Origin of the sequence: Thiocapsa sp. UBA6158 (assembly GCF_002423035.1) — a bacterium.
Classification (GTDB): domain Bacteria; phylum Pseudomonadota; class Gammaproteobacteria; order Chromatiales; family Chromatiaceae; genus Thiocapsa.
Map to the genome: position 1 here is coordinate 20,020 of NZ_DIUM01000090.1, position 16,679 is coordinate 36,698.

Here is a 16,679-nt window from a genome sequence, read left to right on the forward strand (position 1 = left end):
ATCCATTCAGCCGCGCCTGAGCGTGTCGACGACCCGGCCGGTCGCATCCTTCAGCTCGATGGCGAGCGGCATCTCTCCGAAGGCGTGCGAGGCGCAGGACAGACAGGGGTCGAAACAGCGGATGACCGCCTCGACGCGATTGAGCATCCCCTCCTGGAGGTTGTTGCCGTCGACATAGGCGTCGGCGACCTGACGGATGCTCTGGTTCATGGCGAGGTTGTTGTGTCCGGTCGCGATGATGAGATTGACCCAGGTAATCAGCCCCTCGTCGTCGATCCGGTAGTGATGCATCAGGATCCCGCGCGGGGCCTCGGTCACCCCGATGCCTTCGTAGCGGTTGCTGCGGGCACGGGCACGCACGCGCGCGTCGAGGATGGTCGGATCCTTGAGCAGTCGCTCCATCATCTCGAGCGCGTAGATGATCTCGACCAGTCGGGCATAGTGATAATGGAAGCTGCTTGCGATCGGGCCGGATTCCTGAAGCATGTGGAACTCGGCGAGTGCCACGTCGGCATAGGGCGTTCCGCAGGCATCGATATTGTTCAGGCGTGCAAGAGGGCCGACCCGATAGATGCCCTTGGGGTAGCCGTGCGGCTTGTAGTAGGGGAACTTCATGTAGCTGAAGTCCTCGACCGCCTCGCCGATCAGACGCTCGTACTCGTGCGGCGGCACCATGTCTTCGAGGATGCGGCCTTGCGCATCCTTGAGCCGCAGGAGGCCATCGTAGTGCTCCAGGTGTCCCTTCGGGCTCACCAGGCTGAGGAACATGGTCGGTTGATTGCCGAAGTGACTGGCCTCGTCCTTGAACTTGGGCACCAGTGTCTTGAAGAAGGCGTAGGTGCGTTTGGCGATGTCCAGCCCTTCCGGGAGCAGGGCGAGCATGGCGTCGCGCTTCTCCTGCGTCAGCGGCTCGCTGACCCCGCCGGGCACGACCCAGGTCGGGTGGATCTTCTTCCCGCCCAGGGTCTCGATGATGGTCTGGCCGATCTGACGCAGACGGATGCCGTCCTTGGCTAGTGCCGGGTTTTGGCGCATGACGCCGAAGATGTTGCGCGAGACCGGATCCGAGTCCCAGCCGAGCAAGAGGTCCGGCGAGGAGAGATGAAAGAACGACAAGGCGTGCGACTGGGTGATCTGTGCGAGGTTGATAATGCGGCGCAGCTTCTCGCCGGTCGGCGGGATGCCGACCGAGAGCAGGTGATCGCAGGCCTTGTTGGACGCCAGCACATGACTGACCGGGCAGATCCCGCAGGTTCGAGCCGTCAGCGCGGGCATCTCGCGATAGGGCCGGCCCTCGCAGAACTTCTCGAAGCCACGGAACTGGGTGAGATGGAACTTGGCGTCCTCGACCTCTCCGGCGTCTCCGAGCTGCAGGGTGATGCGGGCATGGCCCTCGATGCGGGTAACGGGTTCGATGACGACGGTGCGGCTCATGGATGCGGCCCCTGGCGGTTGGAATTCGGTGTGGCGTTCGAGTCGTCACCCTCGTTGCTTAAGGCGCGCTCGGTGATCTCGCGATGCAGATGGGTCATCCTGGCGATGATGTCGTCGCGCTCCGGATGTTGCGCCCTCCTGGAGTGATTCTCCTCGGCATCGGCGAAGACCTCGGTCAGGAATTCGATATCGAAGCCGTCGAGTCGCGCGCCGCCGTCGACCTTGGCCTTGCTGTCGAGCAGGCGCGGCAGGCGCAGACGCTCGCGGAGTGCGACGATCACGCCGGCGTCGGGATCTTGCGGCGTTTGGTTTCCGGCAGACGTCTGGATCATGGGCTCAGGCCCCGAACCGGGTCACGGAGCTGGGATCCGGCATGCGCCCCGCGATCAGCTCGCTCAGCACGTACCAGATGGCGTCGGCGCTCGGCGGGCAGCCGGGCACGAAGACATCCACGCCGACGACACCGTGAATGGGCTTGACGAGGGACAGCAGGGCCGGAACCCCTCGGGTCGGGGTCTGCGGTTGGACCGTCACGGTGTCGCGGTAGGCGTGATCCACGACGTCGGCGAGCTTGAAGTGGTTGCGCATGGCCGGGACGTTTCCGTTCACGGCGCAATCGCCCAGACTGACCAGGATCTTGCAGTGCTTGCGAAACGCATAGGCCTTTTCCAGATCGTCTTCCGAGCTGATCGAGCCTTCCAGGATGCCTACATCCACATGGTCCGGCAGGGTCTTGGTGTCGACCAGCGGGCTGTAGACGATGTCGACCTGCTGAACCAGCTCGATCAGGCGCTCGTCCATGTCCAGGAAGGACATGTGACAGCCCGAGCAGCCGTCGAGCCAGGTGGTCGCGACCGTGATCTTGGGCGGTGTGCTCATTGGGCATGTCTCCGGCGGGCGAGAATCGGCAGGAAGTGTTGATCTTTGACCATCTCGCCGACTGAAGTGCCCTGCCTCACCAACGCGCCGGTCGGGCAGACCTGGACACATTTGCCGCAGCTGGTGCAGGTGTCGCTCTCGCCCCAGGGTTGCGCCATGTCGGTGATCACGCGGCACTCGGTGCCCCGGCCCATGACGTCCCAGGTGTGGGCGCCCTCGATCTCGTCGCAGACACGCACGCAGCGGGTGCAGAGGATGCAGCGATCGTGGTCGAGCCGGAACATCTCGTGCGAGCTGTCGACCCGGTAGCTGGCCTGCCGGTAGGGCACGCGGACATGGTCGACACCGCATGTCTGGGCCAGGTACTGAAGCTCGCAGTGACCGTTTGAGACGCAGACCGAGCAGACATGGTTACGCTCGGCGAAGAGCAGCTCGACGATGGTGCGGCGATAGCGCTGGAGCTTCTCGGTGTTCGTCTGGATCTGCATCCCTTCGGTCACGCGCGTCGAGCAGGCGGCCAAGAGGCGACCTTGACCGGCCAGCTCCACGAGACAGAGCCGACAGGCGCCCCATATCGAGAGACCTTCGAGATAACAGAGACTCGGGATCGGGATCTGATTCTCGCGACAGACCTCGATGATGGTCTCGTCCTCGCGGGCGGAGAGATCCCGGCCGTCGATGTTGAGCGTGACGACGCGGACATTCGGTTGCGTGGCGGGTGGGGGCATATCGGCTCCGTCAGCCTCGTTTGTGCAGTTTGAACCGCAAAGGCGCGCAGGATGCAACGCAGCTGACGCTGCTGCGGCTGTTCGCCGTCGACGAGCTCCGTGGTTCCGGCGCCGGGACTCGGCCGCTCGATACCCTGGTGATCGTTGTCGCGCTTTGCGCCTTTGTGATCGATAAGGCCTGTTCCGCGCTAAGCGTCGCCGAGCTTCGCTTCATACTCGTTGCGGAAATAACGCATGGTGCTCAACACCGGATTCGGCGCCGTCTGGCCCAGTCCGCAGAGACTGGTCGCCTGCACCACCTCGCAGAGCTCTTCCAAAAGGGCCAGCTCGGCGCGCGTGGCCTGCGACTTGGCCAGCCGGTCGAGGATGCTGTGCATCTGCTGTGTTCCTGCGCGGCAGGGGATGCATTTGCCGCACGACTCGGTCATGCAGAACTCCATGAAATAGCGTGCAACATCGACCATGCTGGAGGTCTCGTCCATGACGATCATGCCGCCCGAGCCCATCATGGTCCCGAGTGTCTTGAGGCTGTCGTAGTCCACCGCGATGTCGAGGTGCTGCGCCGGGATACAACCGCCCGAGGGGCCGCCGGTCTGCACCGCCTTGAAGGCCTTGCCGCCAGGGATGCCGCCGCCGATGACCTCGATGATGTCGCGCAGCGAGGTGCCCATCGGGACCTCGATGAGGCCGGTGTTGGTGATGGTTCCGGCGAGCGCGAAGACCTTGGTCCCGTTCGATCGCTCGGTGCCGATCGAGGCGAACCAGTCGCCCCCCTCGCGCAGGATCGGGGTGATGTTGGCGAAGGTCTCGACGTTGTTGATCAGCGTGGGATAGCCCCACAGCCCCGACTCGGCGGGGTAGGGCGGACGCGGACGGGGCTGACCACGGAGTCCTTCGATGGAGGCCATGAGCGCCGTCTCTTCGCCGCAGACGAAGGCCCCGGCGCCGAGCCGGATCTCGACCTCCAAGCTGAATTGGGTGTCGCCGATCTTGTTGCCCAAAAATCCCGATCGCTTGGCCTTGCGGATCGCGGTTTGGAGTCGCTCGACCGCGAGCGGGTACTCCGCGCGGACATAGACATAGGCCTTGTTCGCGCCGATTGCGTAGGCGGCGATGGCCATGCCCTCGAGAACCCGGTGCGGGTCCGACTCCAGGATCGCCCGATCCATGAAGGCGCCCGGATCGCCTTCGTCGGCGTTGCAGATGACGTATTTTTGGGTCGCGGGCATCTTGGCGACGGTCGACCATTTCAGTCCGGTCGGATAGCCGCCGCCGCCGCGTCCACGCAGACCGCTGTCGGTCACTTCGCGCAGGACATCGGCCGGGGTCATCTCGCTCAAGGCCCGGATCAGGGCCGAGTAACCGCCGACGGCCACATAGCCCTTGAAGCTGTCGGGATCGATGATGCCGGCATTCTCCAGCACGATCTTTTGCTGGCGCGCGAAGAAGGGCTGATCCGTCGGACAGCGCAGACGTTCCACGGGTGGACCGTCGAGGCTTGCGATGATGTCGGCGGCGTCATCCGCGGTGACGTCGCGATAGAGGGTCGACTCTTCGAGCGAGGCATCCCGGTCGGCGATCGACACCAAGGGGCCGGCCGAGCAGAGTCCCATGCATCCGACCCCTTTGACCTTGCACGCCGGTTTGCTGTCCCCGAGGCCGGCGAGGAGTGCATCCATGACGGGTGCGGCGCCGGACGACTGGCAACTGGCGGCCATGCAGACGCGGACCTCGCGCTCGACGTTCGCGTCGATGGCACGGTATTGCTCGGCCAGATCGGCCAGATCGTCGAGGTTCATCAGGTCAGCTCCTCGAGCTTGGCAATGAGTGATTCGCTGTCGAGCTTGCCGAGCACGTCGCCGTCGATGACGATCGCCGGGGCCAGACCGCAGGCGCCCACACAGCGCGCCGTCAACAGCGACAGCCGGTTGTCTTCGGTCGTTTCGCCTGGATTGATGTCGTAGCGCTCCTGCAGGCGCTCGACGAGTCCGCCGGCGCCTTTGATGTAGCAGGCGGTGCCGGTGCAGACGACGCATGCATGACGTCCCTTCGGCTTGAGCGTGAAGAGATGATAGAAGGTGGCGACACCGAAGACCTTGCTCAGCGGAAGGTCGAGCGCTGCGGCAACAAACCGCAAGGAGCCCTCGTCGAGAAACCCGAAGGCGTCCTGCACGCTGTGCAGGGTCTCGATCAAGGCATGGTCGGCATAGCCGTTTCGGCGCATGGTGGCGTTGACGAGCTTCCAACGCTTGTCGTCACTGGGCAGTGGCGGCTTGGCTTGCTGCAGACTCATTTCCCCTCCGATTCAATGGGTCATGGTTGCCGAGCGATCGCGTCGCCGACGGCGAGGCGATCGAACGATGCCACAAGTCTATGACAGATGGATAGCGCGACGACGTTCTTCTTCGCGCGCACTTTCGGTGCGCTCGGTGTCGCCGCGCTTCCTTTCGGTGCTGCCCGGCTCCCGGCTATACTCATGATTCGACCCGACGGCCGCCAACGAGATCACTCCCATGGACAACGATCCAGCTTTCCGTAAACGACGACGCGGCATCTATTTGCTGCCCAATCTGTTTACCACGGCGGCGTTGTTCGCCGGGTTTTACGCGGTCCTCGCAGCGACCCAGGGACGCTTCGAGGCGGCTGCGCTCGCGATCTTTGCGGCTCAGCTGCTCGACGGGATCGACGGGCGCGTCGCTCGCATCACTCAAACCCAAAGCGATTTCGGTGCCGAGTACGACAGCCTCTCCGATATGGTGGCCTTCGGGGTAGCCCCGGCGCTGGTTGCCTACCACTGGGCCTTGGGCGGACTCGGTAAGGTCGGCTGGCTCGCCGCCTTCGTCTTCACCGCAGCCGCCGCTTTGCGCCTGGCACGGTTCAATACGCAGGTCGGGATCGCCGATAAGCGTTACTTCCAAGGTCTCGCCAGCCCGGCAGCCGCGGCCATCATCGCGAGCGGGGTCTGGCTCGGCACGGATACGGGGGTCGCCGGGGCCGATGTCGCCTGGCTCGCGGCCATCCTCACTGCAGGTGCCGGCCTGCTGATGGTCAGTAATTTTCGGTACATCAGCTTCAAACAGCTCAATTTCCAGGGGCGCGTCCCCTTTCTCCTGGCCGTCGCCGTGATGCTTGGCTTTGCGGTGGTCTTTGTCAATCCGCCGCTGATGCTCTTTCTGATGGCGACGACCTATGCGGTTTCGGGTCCCGTGTGGACCTTGATGCGATTGCGCAAGAGTCGTCTGCGCCATCGGCGCGGTTCACACTGAGACATGAACGAGTCGTCCGGGTAGCATCATGGCAACGGGACCACGCGAGATCGTCACGCCCTTTCGGCCCATCCCGCTGGATGTTCCGGCGGGTCTGACGCCGAACGAGTTCTTCAACAGCGCCGAGAACCTTCGGGATCTAGTGCAGAACAACGGTCTGCTGCGCAACCAAGAGGATCTGCTGCTCTACCGTAAGGCGCTGGGGCATTCCACCGAGCTGGATTGCTCGATCATCTACGACACCTCCAAACGCATCCTCAACCCGCTCGGCCGTCCGGTTCGCCGCACCCAGGTCTCGCCGTCGGTGAAGCGCGTCTGGAACCGGATGAATCGGATCATCATCGAGGAGATGCTTCGGCGCTATCCGGATCCGGGCGAGGCACTGGTGATGGCCGGGGAGGCGAGTCTGGATGCCACCTGGCCTCTGACCTCGCCGGGCGTGCCGAGCATCCGCATGCTGCACAACCACTTCATTGTCTTCCCGATGGAGCAGCTGTGCGCGGCCCCGCCGGCCGATCCGAGCCATCCCAACCTGACCGACGGCGGTCAGCACAGCCTCTTTCAGGCCCACATGCGCGATGTCTACCGGCGCTTTTTCGACGAGGCGCTGGACCTGCGTATCCTGCGCACGGTGCATACGGACGAGTCGCGTCTCGCACTCACCGGCTATCCGGAGGGTTTGCCCTGCTGGGAGATCCAGGGCGGGGTCGCGGCCCTCGGCGACACCGCCTTCTGGGCCGAGTACGACGAGATCCTGCGCGGCTTTCTCGACTTCTACCGCACCTTCTTCTCGCAGGTGTCGAGCCGCAACGCCGAGATCCTGCCGGATGTCTACTTTCCGAACCAGATCGAATCGGTCCTGCTCTTCGACAACGCCTTTATGCAGACCGCGAAACGGGTTCGCGAGCGCTGTCTCGGCGACCCGGCCTACGCCAACTCCATCCGCTGGGAGCCGGCCTTCAAGCAGCTCCTCTTTCGGCATGACTCCGGCCGCTTGATGCTGACCATTAGTCAGAACTCGATCGGCAACGCCATCACGGAGCTGCTCGGGGTCGTGGTCAAGCGCGTTCCCGACCGTGATGCCTACGAGGCGCACGAGCCGGCGCTCATCGAGCGTCTGCTCGAGATCAGGCGGCTTCTCGTCGCCGCCGACCTCGGCGACGGGATCGCCACTCCGCATTGGGGCGCGGACTGAGCTGAGTTCCGCGCCGACCGGCTGCAGGCAGCTCGGCAGTCCGCGGGACCCCGAGATTTCATCGCATCTTCACGGTTCGTCAATATCCCGGCAATCGCGCGCGCAGATCATATCCCGACGTTGATGGCTCGAGGCCGGCGATGTGATGACCGACATCAAGCGCATGAATCCGTTGAAGTATCGGAGCATTTTCATCTCCGATGTGCATTTGGGCTTTCGAGGGTGCCAAGCCTCTCTCGTGCTCGATTTTCTGCAATCGACCGAGTGCAAGCAGTTGTACCTGGTCGGCGATATCGTCGACATCTGGGCGATGAAGAATGGTGTCTATTGGCCCGAGGCCCATAATCAGGTGGTCCGCGAGGTGCTCGACAAGGCCAAGCGCGGGACGGAGGTCATCTACACGCCGGGTAATCACGACGAGCTGTTCCGCACGCACCTCGGCGCGGATTTCGGCAACGTGGCGGTGCGCGAAGAGGTGATTCACACGACAGCCGACGGTCGCCGCTTTCTCGTGATGCACGGGGATGCGTTCGACGCGGTGGTTCAAAACGGCGAGTGGCTCGCCATGATCGGCTCGCGCGCCTATGACGGTTTGTTGATGCTCAACGGACTCGTCAGCCGGATTCGCCGCGTGCTCGGCCTCGAGTACTGGTCGTTGGCCGGGTATCTCAAGCACAAGGTCAAGAATGCCGTGAGCTATATCGGCAATTTCGAGGCGGCGGTGGCGGGCGAGGCGAAGCGCCGGCGCGTCGACGGCATGATCTGCGGGCATATCCACCACGCGGAGATGCGCGAGATCGCCGGCGTCGCCTACTGCAACTGCGGCGACTGGGTGGAGAGCTGCACCGCCCTCGTGGAGCATCACGACGGTCGGCTCGAGCTGCTGCGCTGGACCGACGCCTATCCCCAACCCGCGAGCATCGAGAAGGATCGGTTGGCTTTGGCGGGGGCCGGCTAGCGGAGCGGTCCGGCGGTGCGTCCGGCGCTACCGATCAGCCTGCTGCGCGAATCGATCGCCGATAGCGCTCCCAATCGAACGCAGGCCCCGGGTCCGTCTTGCGGCCCGGGGCGATTTCGGCGTGTCCCGCGATCCGCTCCTCGGTGATTCCGGGATAGCGATGCAGGATTTTCCGTGTGCACTCGGCAAGGCGCGCGTACTGCGCATCCGTAAACGGGATAGCGTCCGTCCCCTCCAGCTCGATCCCGATCGAAAAATCGTTGCAGCGCTCTCGTCCGGCGAACTGCGAGACGCCTGCGTGCCAGGCGCGTTGCTCGAAAGGGACATACTGCAGGAGTCGGCCGTTGCGCCGGATCAAGAGATGTGCCGAGACGCGCAGACCGGCAATCTCGCTGAAGTAGGGGTGCGCGGCGTGATCGAGACGATCGAGAAAGAGATCGTCGATCCAGTCGCCCGAAAAGTCGCCCGGCGGTAAGCTGATGTTGTGGATCACCAGGAGATCGATGTCCGTACCCGGCGGGCGGGCGTCCCGGCTCGGCGATGGCCGACGCTCCGCGCCTGCAAGCCAGCCCTCCTCGTCGATATCCGCGCAGACACCGGCTTGGTCGTCGCCGAGCGCATGCGCGTGCACAGCTGCATCGCTCCGGGCGGGCGAGTATGGCGCTGTCGGTGATTCGACCCCGAGGGGGGCGACGGCGGCATCGGCTTCGGGATTCATGAGGTGCCACGCGCCGGGGTAGGGAGGATGAGCCGGCCCCGGGTCCGCCGATCCAAGGTGACACGGTTACCCGCATTGCTTACCATCGTCGCAAGATATTCCATCGCTTCCTCGAGGTTTGCCGGCCGCCCCGTGCCTCGCGCCATGATGGTGACATGGCCGGCAATCGGCGTCGAGATTCGCGTGATCAAGCACTCCCACTCGGCCCCGGCTCGGGTGCCGATTCCGGTTGCGTGCGATGTTGACGAGTCTACAAAAGGCCCCTTCCGATGGCTGAATTGAACCAAAAGATGAATCCCTCGCGCGGGACGGCTCTTCCGGCCCGGCTTCCGGACCCGCACCTCATCGAGGCCCAGGTCCGAGCCGCACTCGAGGAGGATGTCGGTACCGGCGATCTCACCGCCGCCTTGGTCCCGCGCGATCAACGCTCTCGGGCCGAGCTGATCACGCGCGAGCCCGCGGTCCTCTGCGGATGCGCCTGGTTCGAGACGGTGTTTCGCGTGCTCGATCCCGGGATCTCCGTCCGTTGGGAGGTCGCCGACGGCGCCCCCGTCCGCCCCGGGCAGCGTCTGGCGTTGATCGAGGGGCCGTCGGCCGCTCTGCTGACCGGCGAGCGCACGGCCATGAATTACCTTCAGACCCTCTCCGGGACAGCGACACGCGCGGCTGAGTTTGCCGCCGCGGTCGCCGGTCTCCCCGTTGCGGTGTTGGATACCCGCAAGACCCTGCCCGGTCTGCGCGTCCAGCAGAAATATGCAGTTCTCTGCGGGGGCTGCCATAACCACCGTATGGGTCTGTTCGACGCGATCCTGATCAAGGAGAACCACATCCTCGCCGCGGGCTCGATCCCGGCCGCGCTCGCCGCTGCGGCCGCGGCAGCCGGTGTCGGCGTGGAGATTCAGATCGAAGTCGAGAGTCTCGACGAGCTGCAGACGGCCTTGGACGGCGGGGCGGAATCGATCCTGCTCGATAACTTCGCGCTCGGTGATTTGCGTCTGGCGGTCGCCATGAGCGCGGGGCGCGCCCGACTCGAGGCATCGGGCGGGGTGACGCTCGCCACCATTCGGGCCATCGCGGAAACCGGTGTCGACCGCATCTCGGTCGGCGCGCTGACGAAGGACGTGACCGCAGTCGATCTCTCGATGCGGTTCGTGGATTAAACCGCGTCCGGAGCGAGCTGCTCACTCTCGAGTGAGCTCGACGTTTGGTGCATCCACGGCCCCTGGCGGGGGCGCGGTTTAACCGAGTTCGCGCGTGCGCCTTTGGCCGAGCTGGTGCTCGAGTGCGCGCAGTCGTTCGCGCAGCTGCTCCAGCTCGTCGAGCAGATCGAGCGCGAGTGCGGTGCCGGCGAGGTTGAGGTCGAGGTCGCGCTGCAGGCGCACGGCACGACGTGCTCGACGCACCTCGAAGCCGTCGAACCGCCAATCGTCGGGGGCTTGGCCCTTCGGGCGCAGGAGCCCTTCGGTCACCATCAGCCTCACTACGCGGCCGCTGGAGCCGCACAGCTGGGTCAGCTCGGCGAGGGTGACCGTCAGCCCCTCGTCGAGCACGATCCCTTCAATGCGTGTCTCGGTCTGCGTCATGCGTCAGACTCCCATCTCGGCCCTTGGGTTGAAGTGTAGACGCTCGGCCATGTCGCGGTAGGCTGCCTTGGCGGCATCCGTGGTTGCCGGCGGGGTGACGATCTCGAGCATGACCAGCTCGTCGCCGGCCGGCTCGCCGGGCAGCCCCCGACCCTTCAAGCGCAGGCGTTGCCCGGACTGAGATCCCGGCGGGACCTTAAGGTTCACTGTCCCGCCGAGTGTCGGGACCGAGACGGATGCGCCGAGTGCGGCCTCCCAGGGTGCAATGGGCAGCCGCAGATGGATGTCCTTGCCGTCCGTGGTGAAGAATCGGTGCGGATTGATCTCGATCTCCAGATAGAGATCGCCGGCATGACCGCCGTTGATCCCCGGCCCGCCCTGGCCGGCCAAGCGGATCTGGCGACCCTGGGTGACGCCGGGCGGGATGCGCACGTTCAGGGTGCGGGTGCGCGAGCTGACGCGCCCGTCCGGCCCGATCTCGGGGATGTCGAGGCGCACCTGCCGCGTCGCGCCGCGATAGGCGTCCTCCAGCTCGATTGCGATGCGCGCGGTTTGATCCTGACCGCGACGACGGCGTTGAGTCTGGGCTCCCGGGTGAAACTCGCGCCCGAAGATGCTGGAGAAAAAGTCGCTGAACTCGGCTGCCTCGTCGGCGCCGAAATGGAAGTCGTGATGGACACCGCCGGGCGGCGGGCGAAAATCCTGGCCGGCGTGCCAGCTGCTGCCGAGCGCGTCGTAGGCGGCACGCTTCTCCGGGTCGTGCAGGACCTCGTTGGCCTCGTTGATCTCTTTGAATCTGGCCTCGGCGTCGGGCTCCTTGCTCACGTCCGGGTGGAACTTGCGCGCGAGCTTTCGATAGGCCCGCTTGATCTCGGCTTGGGTGGCGTCGCGTGCCACGCCCAGCGTTTTATAGTAGTCCTTGTATTCCATCGCAGCGCCTCGAAGGTTTGGCCGACACGGACTCGTGAACCTCGTGTTGTGGGGGGAGGTATGGGCTGGCGACGGTCATTGCACGGGTCGCGGTCAAGTGAAGGGACTTAGTCGGGGCACCCAAGGGGCTGCGCGTCGACCGCCGTACCGGCGGGATCCATGGTGCCCGAGGCCATCCCGGCGGCGGGGTCGCGTGCGATGACTGCCGTGTCGTCTTGCTCTTCGGGTGCGTGCGCCTGAACGGTTCGACCGAGTGCCCAGGCGCGCAGCGCTTGAAGCGGGCCGTGCATCACGACGGACAGGGGCTGGGTGTCCGCGATCTCGCGTAGGAGGTCGCCCGTCGTCATGCCGTCCCCGGCGGTCTCGTCGGCATAGAGCGCGGAGACGACGGCCTGCTCGATGCCGGCACCGGTGAAGCCCTCGCTCGCCTCCGCGAGGCGAGCGAGGTCGAAGCGCTCGGGATCGAGTCCCCGTCTGTTCAGATGGATCGCAAAGATCTCGCGCCGCACGGGCGCGCCGGGTAGATCCACGAAGAAGAGCTCATCGATCCGCCCTTTACGGATGAGCTCCGGGGGCAGTCGCGAGATGTCGTTGGCGGTCGCGGCGAGGAAGACGCGGGTGTTGCGCTCGGCCATCCAGGTCAGCAGTGTGCCGAGGACGCGCCGGCCGACCCCGTCGTCCTCCGCGCCGGTCGCGACGCCTTTTTCGATCTCGTCGATCCAGAGGACGCAGGGCGACATGACATCGGCCGTGGCCAATGCCTTGCGGAGGTTCTTCTCGGTCTCGCCGATATATTTGTCGTAGAGCGTACCGAAGTCCAGGCGCAGCAGCGGGACGCGGAAACGTCCGGCAACCGCCTTCGCGGCCAGACTCTTGCCGCCGCCCTGAACGCCCAGGAGCAGAACGCCGCGCGGGTGATCGGTTGTGCGGTCCGGATCCAGGAAGGCATCGCGGCGGCGGTCGATCCATGCCTTGAGGTTGCCCAGACCGGCGACCTCGGCGAAGGAGCGGGTGTCGTACTCGAAGCTGATGGCGCCATCGGGACTGAGCAGGTCGTATTTGGCGCGCTTGACCGTCTCGACGTCCTCCCGCGTGATGGCGCCGTCGTGACGGATCGCGTTGCGGATCAGGCGGCGTGCGTCGGACTCGGTGACGCCAAGCAGATTGCGGGCGAGTTGGTCCACCGCGTCGCGCCCGGTCCGGAAGCTGCGCCCGCCGGAGGAATCCTGCCAGCGCTTCGCCTCCTCTCGGATCAGGCCCATGATGCGCTGCCGGTCCGGCAGGCGCAGTCCGAACCGCACGCTCAGATGGTGCAGCTCGGGCGGGATCTCGAGCGCGTGACTGACCAGGACCAGGGTGCGGGGCAGGTCTGCATAGCCTTGTGCGATCTCTTTCAGCAGGCGCACGTGCAGCGGATTGTCCAGATAGGGATGGAAGTCGAGCAGCAGATAGATGCCGGGTTGCTGTGTGGAGCGGATATTGCGAAGCGCCTCGGTCGGGTCGGCCAGGCGACTTTGCGGCTCGGTCTCGAGCTCGATGCGCCGCAGCCCCTCGGTGACCGACCAGCGAAAGGCCGGCTCGGCGAGACGCAGTGCAAGCCCGGCGAACAGCTCGACGACACGCGGCTCCTCGATCGACTCGATGAGGACGATCGGGGTGTCCGAGCGCAGCAGAATCTCCAGGTCGTGCAGGTCCGGCATCATCGCGTGCATGGCCTCCTCGGGATCCATGGGGCGTCGAGTCCTCGGCTGCCGGCCGATCGGGGCTGCAATCCGCGGTCCCGTCACCGCCGCCGGCAGCTTATACAGGAACCGATGCGGGTCACAAGATCCCGCATCGGCAGACACGGGTTCGATCCGCCTCGGAGTTGCCCCGAGCGCGATCCGGGGGGCACCGCTCGCGCGCGGATCGCCTACAATAGTCTCCCGAAGACCAGGTCCCTTTCTTATCAGACGGCCGCGCGACTCAGAGACCATCCATGACCGCAAAAGACCACTTGATCATTTTCGATACGACCCTGCGCGATGGCGAGCAGAGTCCGGGCGCCTCCATGACCCGCGACGAGAAGGTGCGCATCGCGAAGGCCTTGGAACGGATGCGTGTCGATGTGATCGAGGCGGGTTTCCCCATTGCCAGTCCGGGCGATTTCGATGCCGTCAAGGCCGTGGCCGAGACGGTCAAGGAGAGCCGGGTCTGCGGTCTGGCCCGAGCGCTCGACAAGGACATCGACCGTGCCGGCGAGGCGCTGGCCGGTGCCAACGCCGGGCGGATCCATACCTTCATCGCCACATCTCCCATCCACATGCAGCGCAAGCTCAACATGAGCCCGGATCAGGTGCTCGCGCAAGCGGTGCATGCCGTTCAGCGGGCGCGGCGTTACACCGACGATGTGGAGTTCTCGCCCGAGGATGCCGGACGCTCCGAGATCGACTTCCTCTGTCGCGTGCTCGAGGCGGTCATCGATGCCGGCGCCGGTACCGTCAATATTCCGGACACGGTGGGCTACAACATCCCGGATCAGTTTGGTAGCCTCATCCGAACCTTGCGCGAGCGTATCCCGAACGCCGACAAGGCGATCTTCTCGGTGCATTGTCACAACGACTTGGGGCTTGCGGTCGCCAACTCGCTCGCCGCCGTGCGCAACGGTGCGCGCCAGGTTGAATGCACCATCAACGGTCTCGGCGAGCGCGCCGGCAACGCCGCGCTCGAGGAGATCGTGATGACGGTGCGCACCCGTCAGGATCTGTTCGACTGTCAAACCCGCCTCGATACCACACAGATCATGAACTGCTCGCGTTTGGTCTCGGGCATCACGGGCTTTGCGGTTCAGCCCAACAAGGCGGTGGTGGGCGCCAACGCCTTTGCGCACGAGTCCGGTATTCATCAGGACGGCGTGCTCAAGCACCGCGAGACCTACGAGATCATGCGCGCCGAGGACGTCGGTTGGAACGCCAACCGTATGGTCATGGGCAAGCATTCGGGCCGCAACGCCTTTCGCACGCGGCTGCAGGAGCTCGGCATCGTCATGGGTTCGGAGGAGGAGCTCAACGCGGCCTTCTCGCGCTTCAAGGATCTGGCCGACAAGAAACACGAGATCTTCGACGAAGACCTGCAGGCGCTGGTGACGGATGCGACCCTGGACGCGGCGAACGAACGGGTCAAGCTGGTCTCGCTGCGGGTCTGCTCGGAGACGGGCGAGACGCCCTGCGCGAACCTGGTGCTGATGTTCGACGGCGAGGAGCTGGCCGGGACCGCCAGCGGCGGCGGACCCGTGGATGCGACCTTCAAGGCGATCGAGACGATCGTGGACAGCGGAACGGTTCTGAAGCTTTACTCGGTCAACGCCATCACCAGCGGCACCGACGCACAGGGCGAGGTGACGGTTCGACTCGAGCGCGGCGGGCGCATCGTCAACGGGCAGGGCGCGGACACCGATATCGTGATCGCCTCTGCCAAGGCTTATATCAACGCCTGCAACAAGATCCTCCAGCCGGCCCATCGCGCCCATCCGCAGACCGGCGACGTCTGAGCCCCATGGCGATGGACGAGCGCAGACGCCTGGACTACCTAGGCGCGATGGGTGTCGATGTCTGGGTGTCGCGCCATGTCGCTGCGCGTGCAGTCGATAGCGCCGAAGAGACGGGCCTCGTCGAAACCGCGTCGCCCATGACGGGGCAAGCCGCCCCGAGTTCGGTTCCGCCGTCCCTGCAGCCCGCGCACCCGATCCCGCCGGTTCGTGCCGCCGCTCCCGAGGTCGTGCCTGAACCCGTCGCGTCCGGACCGCTCGAGTCCGGACCGGGCGAGCCCGATCCGTCCGGTGGCCTGTCGTCGCCCGATCCGGCAAAGATGGATTGGGATGCACTCGAGACGGCGGTGTCCGGCTGCCGCGCCTGCGGACTTTGCGAGACCCGCACCAACACCGTGTTCGGCGTCGGCAGCCGAACCGCGGATCTCCTGATCATCGGCGAGGCCCCGGGCGCAGACGAGGATCGCGCCGGCGAGCCCTTCGTCGGGCGTGCCGGGCAGTTGCTCAACCGCATGCTCGCGGCGATCGGTCTGGCGCGTGAGCAGGTCTACATTGCCAACGTGCTCAAGTGCCGCCCGCCCGGGAATCGCGATCCACGCCCCGAGGAGACCAAAGAGTGCGAGGCGTATCTCATGCGGCAGATCGCGCTGCTCGGCCCGCGCGCGATCCTCTGTGTCGGGCGCGTGGCGGCTCAGCATGTCCTGCAGACGGATGCGCCGCTGGGGAGTTTGAGGGGGCGTTGGCTCGAGTTTCGGGCGGGGTCGATCCCGCTGCGCGTAACCTATCATCCGGCCTATCTGCTGCGCTCGCCCGATCAGAAGGTGAAAGTCTGGGAGGATTTGGTCGAGGTTGCGCGGCGCTTGCGCGAGGCGCGAGATAACGTTGTCGGTAAAGGCAATGATAAAAATCAGTCTGATTGATATTGTTTATTTTCTATTTAACCGTTTGCTAATATAATGCGACCCGTGGATGTCGATCGGCTATCCACGCTTGCTGCCAACAACATAGATCGATTCGGAGAATAGAATGAACAAGCTTGCTACTGCTGCTGCCGTCGCTGCCCTCCTCGGTGCCTCCGCTTCCGCCTCCGCCTGGTGGGGTCCGGGTTACGGCGGGTACGGCCCCGGTTACGGTTCCGGTCTCGGCGATGCCTTCAGCGACATGTTCGGCGACGGCTACGGTGACTTCAATTTCGGTATGAGCGGCGGCGGCAGTGGCCGCGGCTACGGTCGTGGTCTGGGTCGTGGCTACGGCTACGGCTACAACAACCCCTACTACTACGGTGCCCCTTACGGCTACGGCGCTCCCTACTACGGCGGCGGTTACCCCTACGCCTACCCCTATGCGGCACCGGTTGCCCCGGTGGCGCCTGTTGCTCCGGCTCAGCCAGAAGCCAAGTAAGTCCTCCGATCGGGCGGCGCACCTCATGTGCGCCGCCGCAAAAAAGGCCGGGCCATCGCCC

17 protein-coding genes are annotated in these 16,679 nt (G+C 65.1%); 7 read left to right on the forward strand and 10 right to left on the reverse strand.

Going from position 1 to position 16,679, the window contains the following annotated elements:
• Positions 1–6: 6 nt before the first annotated feature.
• From B4N44_RS12365 to hoxE, 6 genes are all read right to left on the reverse strand, one after another.
• A complete protein-coding gene (locus tag B4N44_RS12365; RefSeq protein ID WP_296701220.1) occupies positions 7–1,434 on the reverse strand; it encodes a Ni/Fe hydrogenase subunit alpha in 1,428 nt (475 codons plus the stop codon).
• On the reverse strand, positions 1,431–1,766 hold the full coding sequence (locus B4N44_RS12370; RefSeq protein WP_296701223.1) for a hypothetical protein: 336 nt from the start codon (positions 1,764–1,766) through the stop codon (positions 1,431–1,433). The genes B4N44_RS12365 and B4N44_RS12370 overlap by 4 nt, the downstream gene beginning before the upstream one ends.
• Before the next feature lie 4 nt (positions 1,767–1,770).
• Positions 1,771–2,313: an NADP oxidoreductase gene (locus B4N44_RS12375; RefSeq protein WP_296701225.1), complete on the reverse strand. Its 543-nt coding sequence runs from the start codon at positions 2,311–2,313 to the stop codon at positions 1,771–1,773.
• Positions 2,310–3,041 carry a bidirectional hydrogenase complex protein HoxU gene (gene hoxU, locus B4N44_RS12380; RefSeq protein WP_296701227.1) on the reverse strand — a complete coding sequence of 244 codons (732 nt, stop codon included), beginning with the start codon at positions 3,039–3,041 and terminating at the stop codon, positions 2,310–2,312. The genes B4N44_RS12375 and hoxU overlap by 4 nt, the downstream gene beginning before the upstream one ends.
• A gap of 188 nt (positions 3,042–3,229) precedes the next feature.
• Positions 3,230–4,840, reverse strand: coding sequence for an NADH-quinone oxidoreductase subunit NuoF (gene nuoF, locus B4N44_RS12385; protein ID WP_296701229.1), 1,611 nt, complete (start codon positions 4,838–4,840; stop codon positions 3,230–3,232).
• Entirely contained in the window at positions 4,840–5,334 is a 495-nt protein-coding gene (gene hoxE, locus B4N44_RS12390) for a bidirectional hydrogenase complex protein HoxE (protein WP_296701231.1), read from the reverse strand. Before hoxE ends, nuoF begins: the two co-directional genes overlap by 1 nt.
• Before the next feature lie 220 nt (positions 5,335–5,554).
• Here hoxE and pssA point away from each other — a divergent pair, with 220 nt between their 5' ends.
• From pssA to B4N44_RS12405, 3 genes are all read left to right on the forward strand, one after another.
• Positions 5,555–6,307, forward strand: coding sequence for a CDP-diacylglycerol--serine O-phosphatidyltransferase (gene pssA / locus B4N44_RS12395; protein WP_296701233.1), 753 nt, complete (start codon positions 5,555–5,557; stop codon positions 6,305–6,307).
• A 28-nt stretch (positions 6,308–6,335) separates the two neighbouring features.
• Positions 6,336–7,502: a hypothetical protein gene (locus B4N44_RS12400; protein WP_296701235.1), complete on the forward strand. Its 1,167-nt coding sequence runs from the start codon at positions 6,336–6,338 to the stop codon at positions 7,500–7,502.
• 145 nt (positions 7,503–7,647) lie between these two features.
• Entirely contained in the window at positions 7,648–8,460 is an 813-nt protein-coding gene (locus B4N44_RS12405) for a UDP-2,3-diacylglucosamine diphosphatase (protein ID WP_296701237.1), read from the forward strand.
• A 34-nt stretch (positions 8,461–8,494) separates the two neighbouring features.
• Here the strand turns inward: B4N44_RS12405 and ampD are convergent, their stop codons facing one another.
• Entirely contained in the window at positions 8,495–9,178 is a 684-nt protein-coding gene (ampD, locus tag B4N44_RS12410; RefSeq protein WP_296701239.1) for a 1,6-anhydro-N-acetylmuramyl-L-alanine amidase AmpD, read from the reverse strand.
• A gap of 269 nt (positions 9,179–9,447) precedes the next feature.
• Here ampD and nadC point away from each other — a divergent pair, with 269 nt between their 5' ends.
• Positions 9,448–10,338: a carboxylating nicotinate-nucleotide diphosphorylase gene (nadC, locus tag B4N44_RS12415; protein ID WP_414718147.1), complete on the forward strand. Its 891-nt coding sequence runs from the start codon at positions 9,448–9,450 to the stop codon at positions 10,336–10,338.
• Between the two features lie 78 nt (positions 10,339–10,416).
• Here the strand turns inward: nadC and B4N44_RS12420 are convergent, their stop codons facing one another.
• The 3 genes from B4N44_RS12420 to B4N44_RS12430 all read right to left on the reverse strand — a co-directional run bounded on the left by B4N44_RS12420 (position 10,417) and on the right by B4N44_RS12430 (position 13,391).
• Positions 10,417–10,761, reverse strand: a complete 345-nt coding sequence (locus B4N44_RS12420) for a chaperone modulator CbpM (protein ID WP_296701241.1) — start codon at positions 10,759–10,761, stop codon at positions 10,417–10,419.
• 3 nt (positions 10,762–10,764) lie between these two features.
• Positions 10,765–11,691, reverse strand: coding sequence for a DnaJ C-terminal domain-containing protein (locus B4N44_RS12425; protein WP_296701243.1), 927 nt, complete (start codon positions 11,689–11,691; stop codon positions 10,765–10,767).
• A 107-nt stretch (positions 11,692–11,798) separates the two neighbouring features.
• A complete protein-coding gene (locus B4N44_RS12430) occupies positions 11,799–13,391 on the reverse strand; it encodes an AAA family ATPase (RefSeq protein ID WP_296701301.1) in 1,593 nt (530 codons plus the stop codon).
• A gap of 278 nt (positions 13,392–13,669) precedes the next feature.
• Here B4N44_RS12430 and B4N44_RS12435 point away from each other — a divergent pair, with 278 nt between their 5' ends.
• The 3 genes from B4N44_RS12435 (at position 13,670) to B4N44_RS12445 (ending at position 16,618) form a co-directional block, all read left to right on the forward strand.
• Entirely contained in the window at positions 13,670–15,220 is a 1,551-nt protein-coding gene (locus B4N44_RS12435; protein ID WP_296701245.1) for a 2-isopropylmalate synthase, read from the forward strand.
• Positions 15,221–15,231: 11 nt separating this feature from the next.
• A complete protein-coding gene (locus B4N44_RS12440; RefSeq protein ID WP_296701247.1) occupies positions 15,232–16,137 on the forward strand; it encodes a uracil-DNA glycosylase in 906 nt (301 codons plus the stop codon).
• A gap of 106 nt (positions 16,138–16,243) precedes the next feature.
• On the forward strand, positions 16,244–16,618 hold the full coding sequence (locus B4N44_RS12445) for a sulfur globule family protein (protein ID WP_296701249.1): 375 nt from the start codon (positions 16,244–16,246) through the stop codon (positions 16,616–16,618).
• Positions 16,619–16,679: the final 61 nt, after the last annotated feature.

Coding starts and splice junctions, on each gene's coding strand:
- B4N44_RS12440 (WP_296701247.1), top strand. CDS start 15,232: ATGGACGAGCGCAGACGCCTGGACTACCTAGGCGCGATGGGTGTCGAT.
- B4N44_RS12425 (WP_296701243.1), bottom strand. CDS start 11,691: ATGGAATACAAGGACTACTATAAAACGCTGGGCGTGGCACGCGACGCC.
- hoxU (WP_296701227.1), bottom strand. CDS start 3,041: ATGCCCCCACCCGCCACGCAACCGAATGTCCGCGTCGTCACGCTCAAC.
- B4N44_RS12430 (WP_296701301.1), bottom strand. CDS start 13,391: ATGCCGGACCTGCACGACCTGGAGATTCTGCTGCGCTCGGACACCCCG.
- B4N44_RS12375 (WP_296701225.1), bottom strand. CDS start 2,313: ATGAGCACACCGCCCAAGATCACGGTCGCGACCACCTGGCTCGACGGC.
- nadC (WP_414718147.1), top strand. CDS start 9,448: ATGGCTGAATTGAACCAAAAGATGAATCCCTCGCGCGGGACGGCTCTT.
- B4N44_RS12405 (WP_296701237.1), top strand. CDS start 7,648: ATGACCGACATCAAGCGCATGAATCCGTTGAAGTATCGGAGCATTTTC.
- nuoF (WP_296701229.1), bottom strand. CDS start 4,840: ATGAACCTCGACGATCTGGCCGATCTGGCCGAGCAATACCGTGCCATC.
- ampD (WP_296701239.1), bottom strand. CDS start 9,178: ATGAATCCCGAAGCCGATGCCGCCGTCGCCCCCCTCGGGGTCGAATCA.
- B4N44_RS12365 (WP_296701220.1), bottom strand. CDS start 1,434: ATGAGCCGCACCGTCGTCATCGAACCCGTTACCCGCATCGAGGGCCAT.
- B4N44_RS12435 (WP_296701245.1), top strand. CDS start 13,670: ATGACCGCAAAAGACCACTTGATCATTTTCGATACGACCCTGCGCGAT.
- B4N44_RS12370 (WP_296701223.1), bottom strand. CDS start 1,766: ATGATCCAGACGTCTGCCGGAAACCAAACGCCGCAAGATCCCGACGCC.
- B4N44_RS12400 (WP_296701235.1), top strand. CDS start 6,336: ATGGCAACGGGACCACGCGAGATCGTCACGCCCTTTCGGCCCATCCCG.
- B4N44_RS12420 (WP_296701241.1), bottom strand. CDS start 10,761: ATGACGCAGACCGAGACACGCATTGAAGGGATCGTGCTCGACGAGGGG.
- B4N44_RS12445 (WP_296701249.1), top strand. CDS start 16,244: ATGAACAAGCTTGCTACTGCTGCTGCCGTCGCTGCCCTCCTCGGTGCC.
- hoxE (WP_296701231.1), bottom strand. CDS start 5,334: ATGAGTCTGCAGCAAGCCAAGCCGCCACTGCCCAGTGACGACAAGCGT.
- pssA (WP_296701233.1), top strand. CDS start 5,555: ATGGACAACGATCCAGCTTTCCGTAAACGACGACGCGGCATCTATTTG.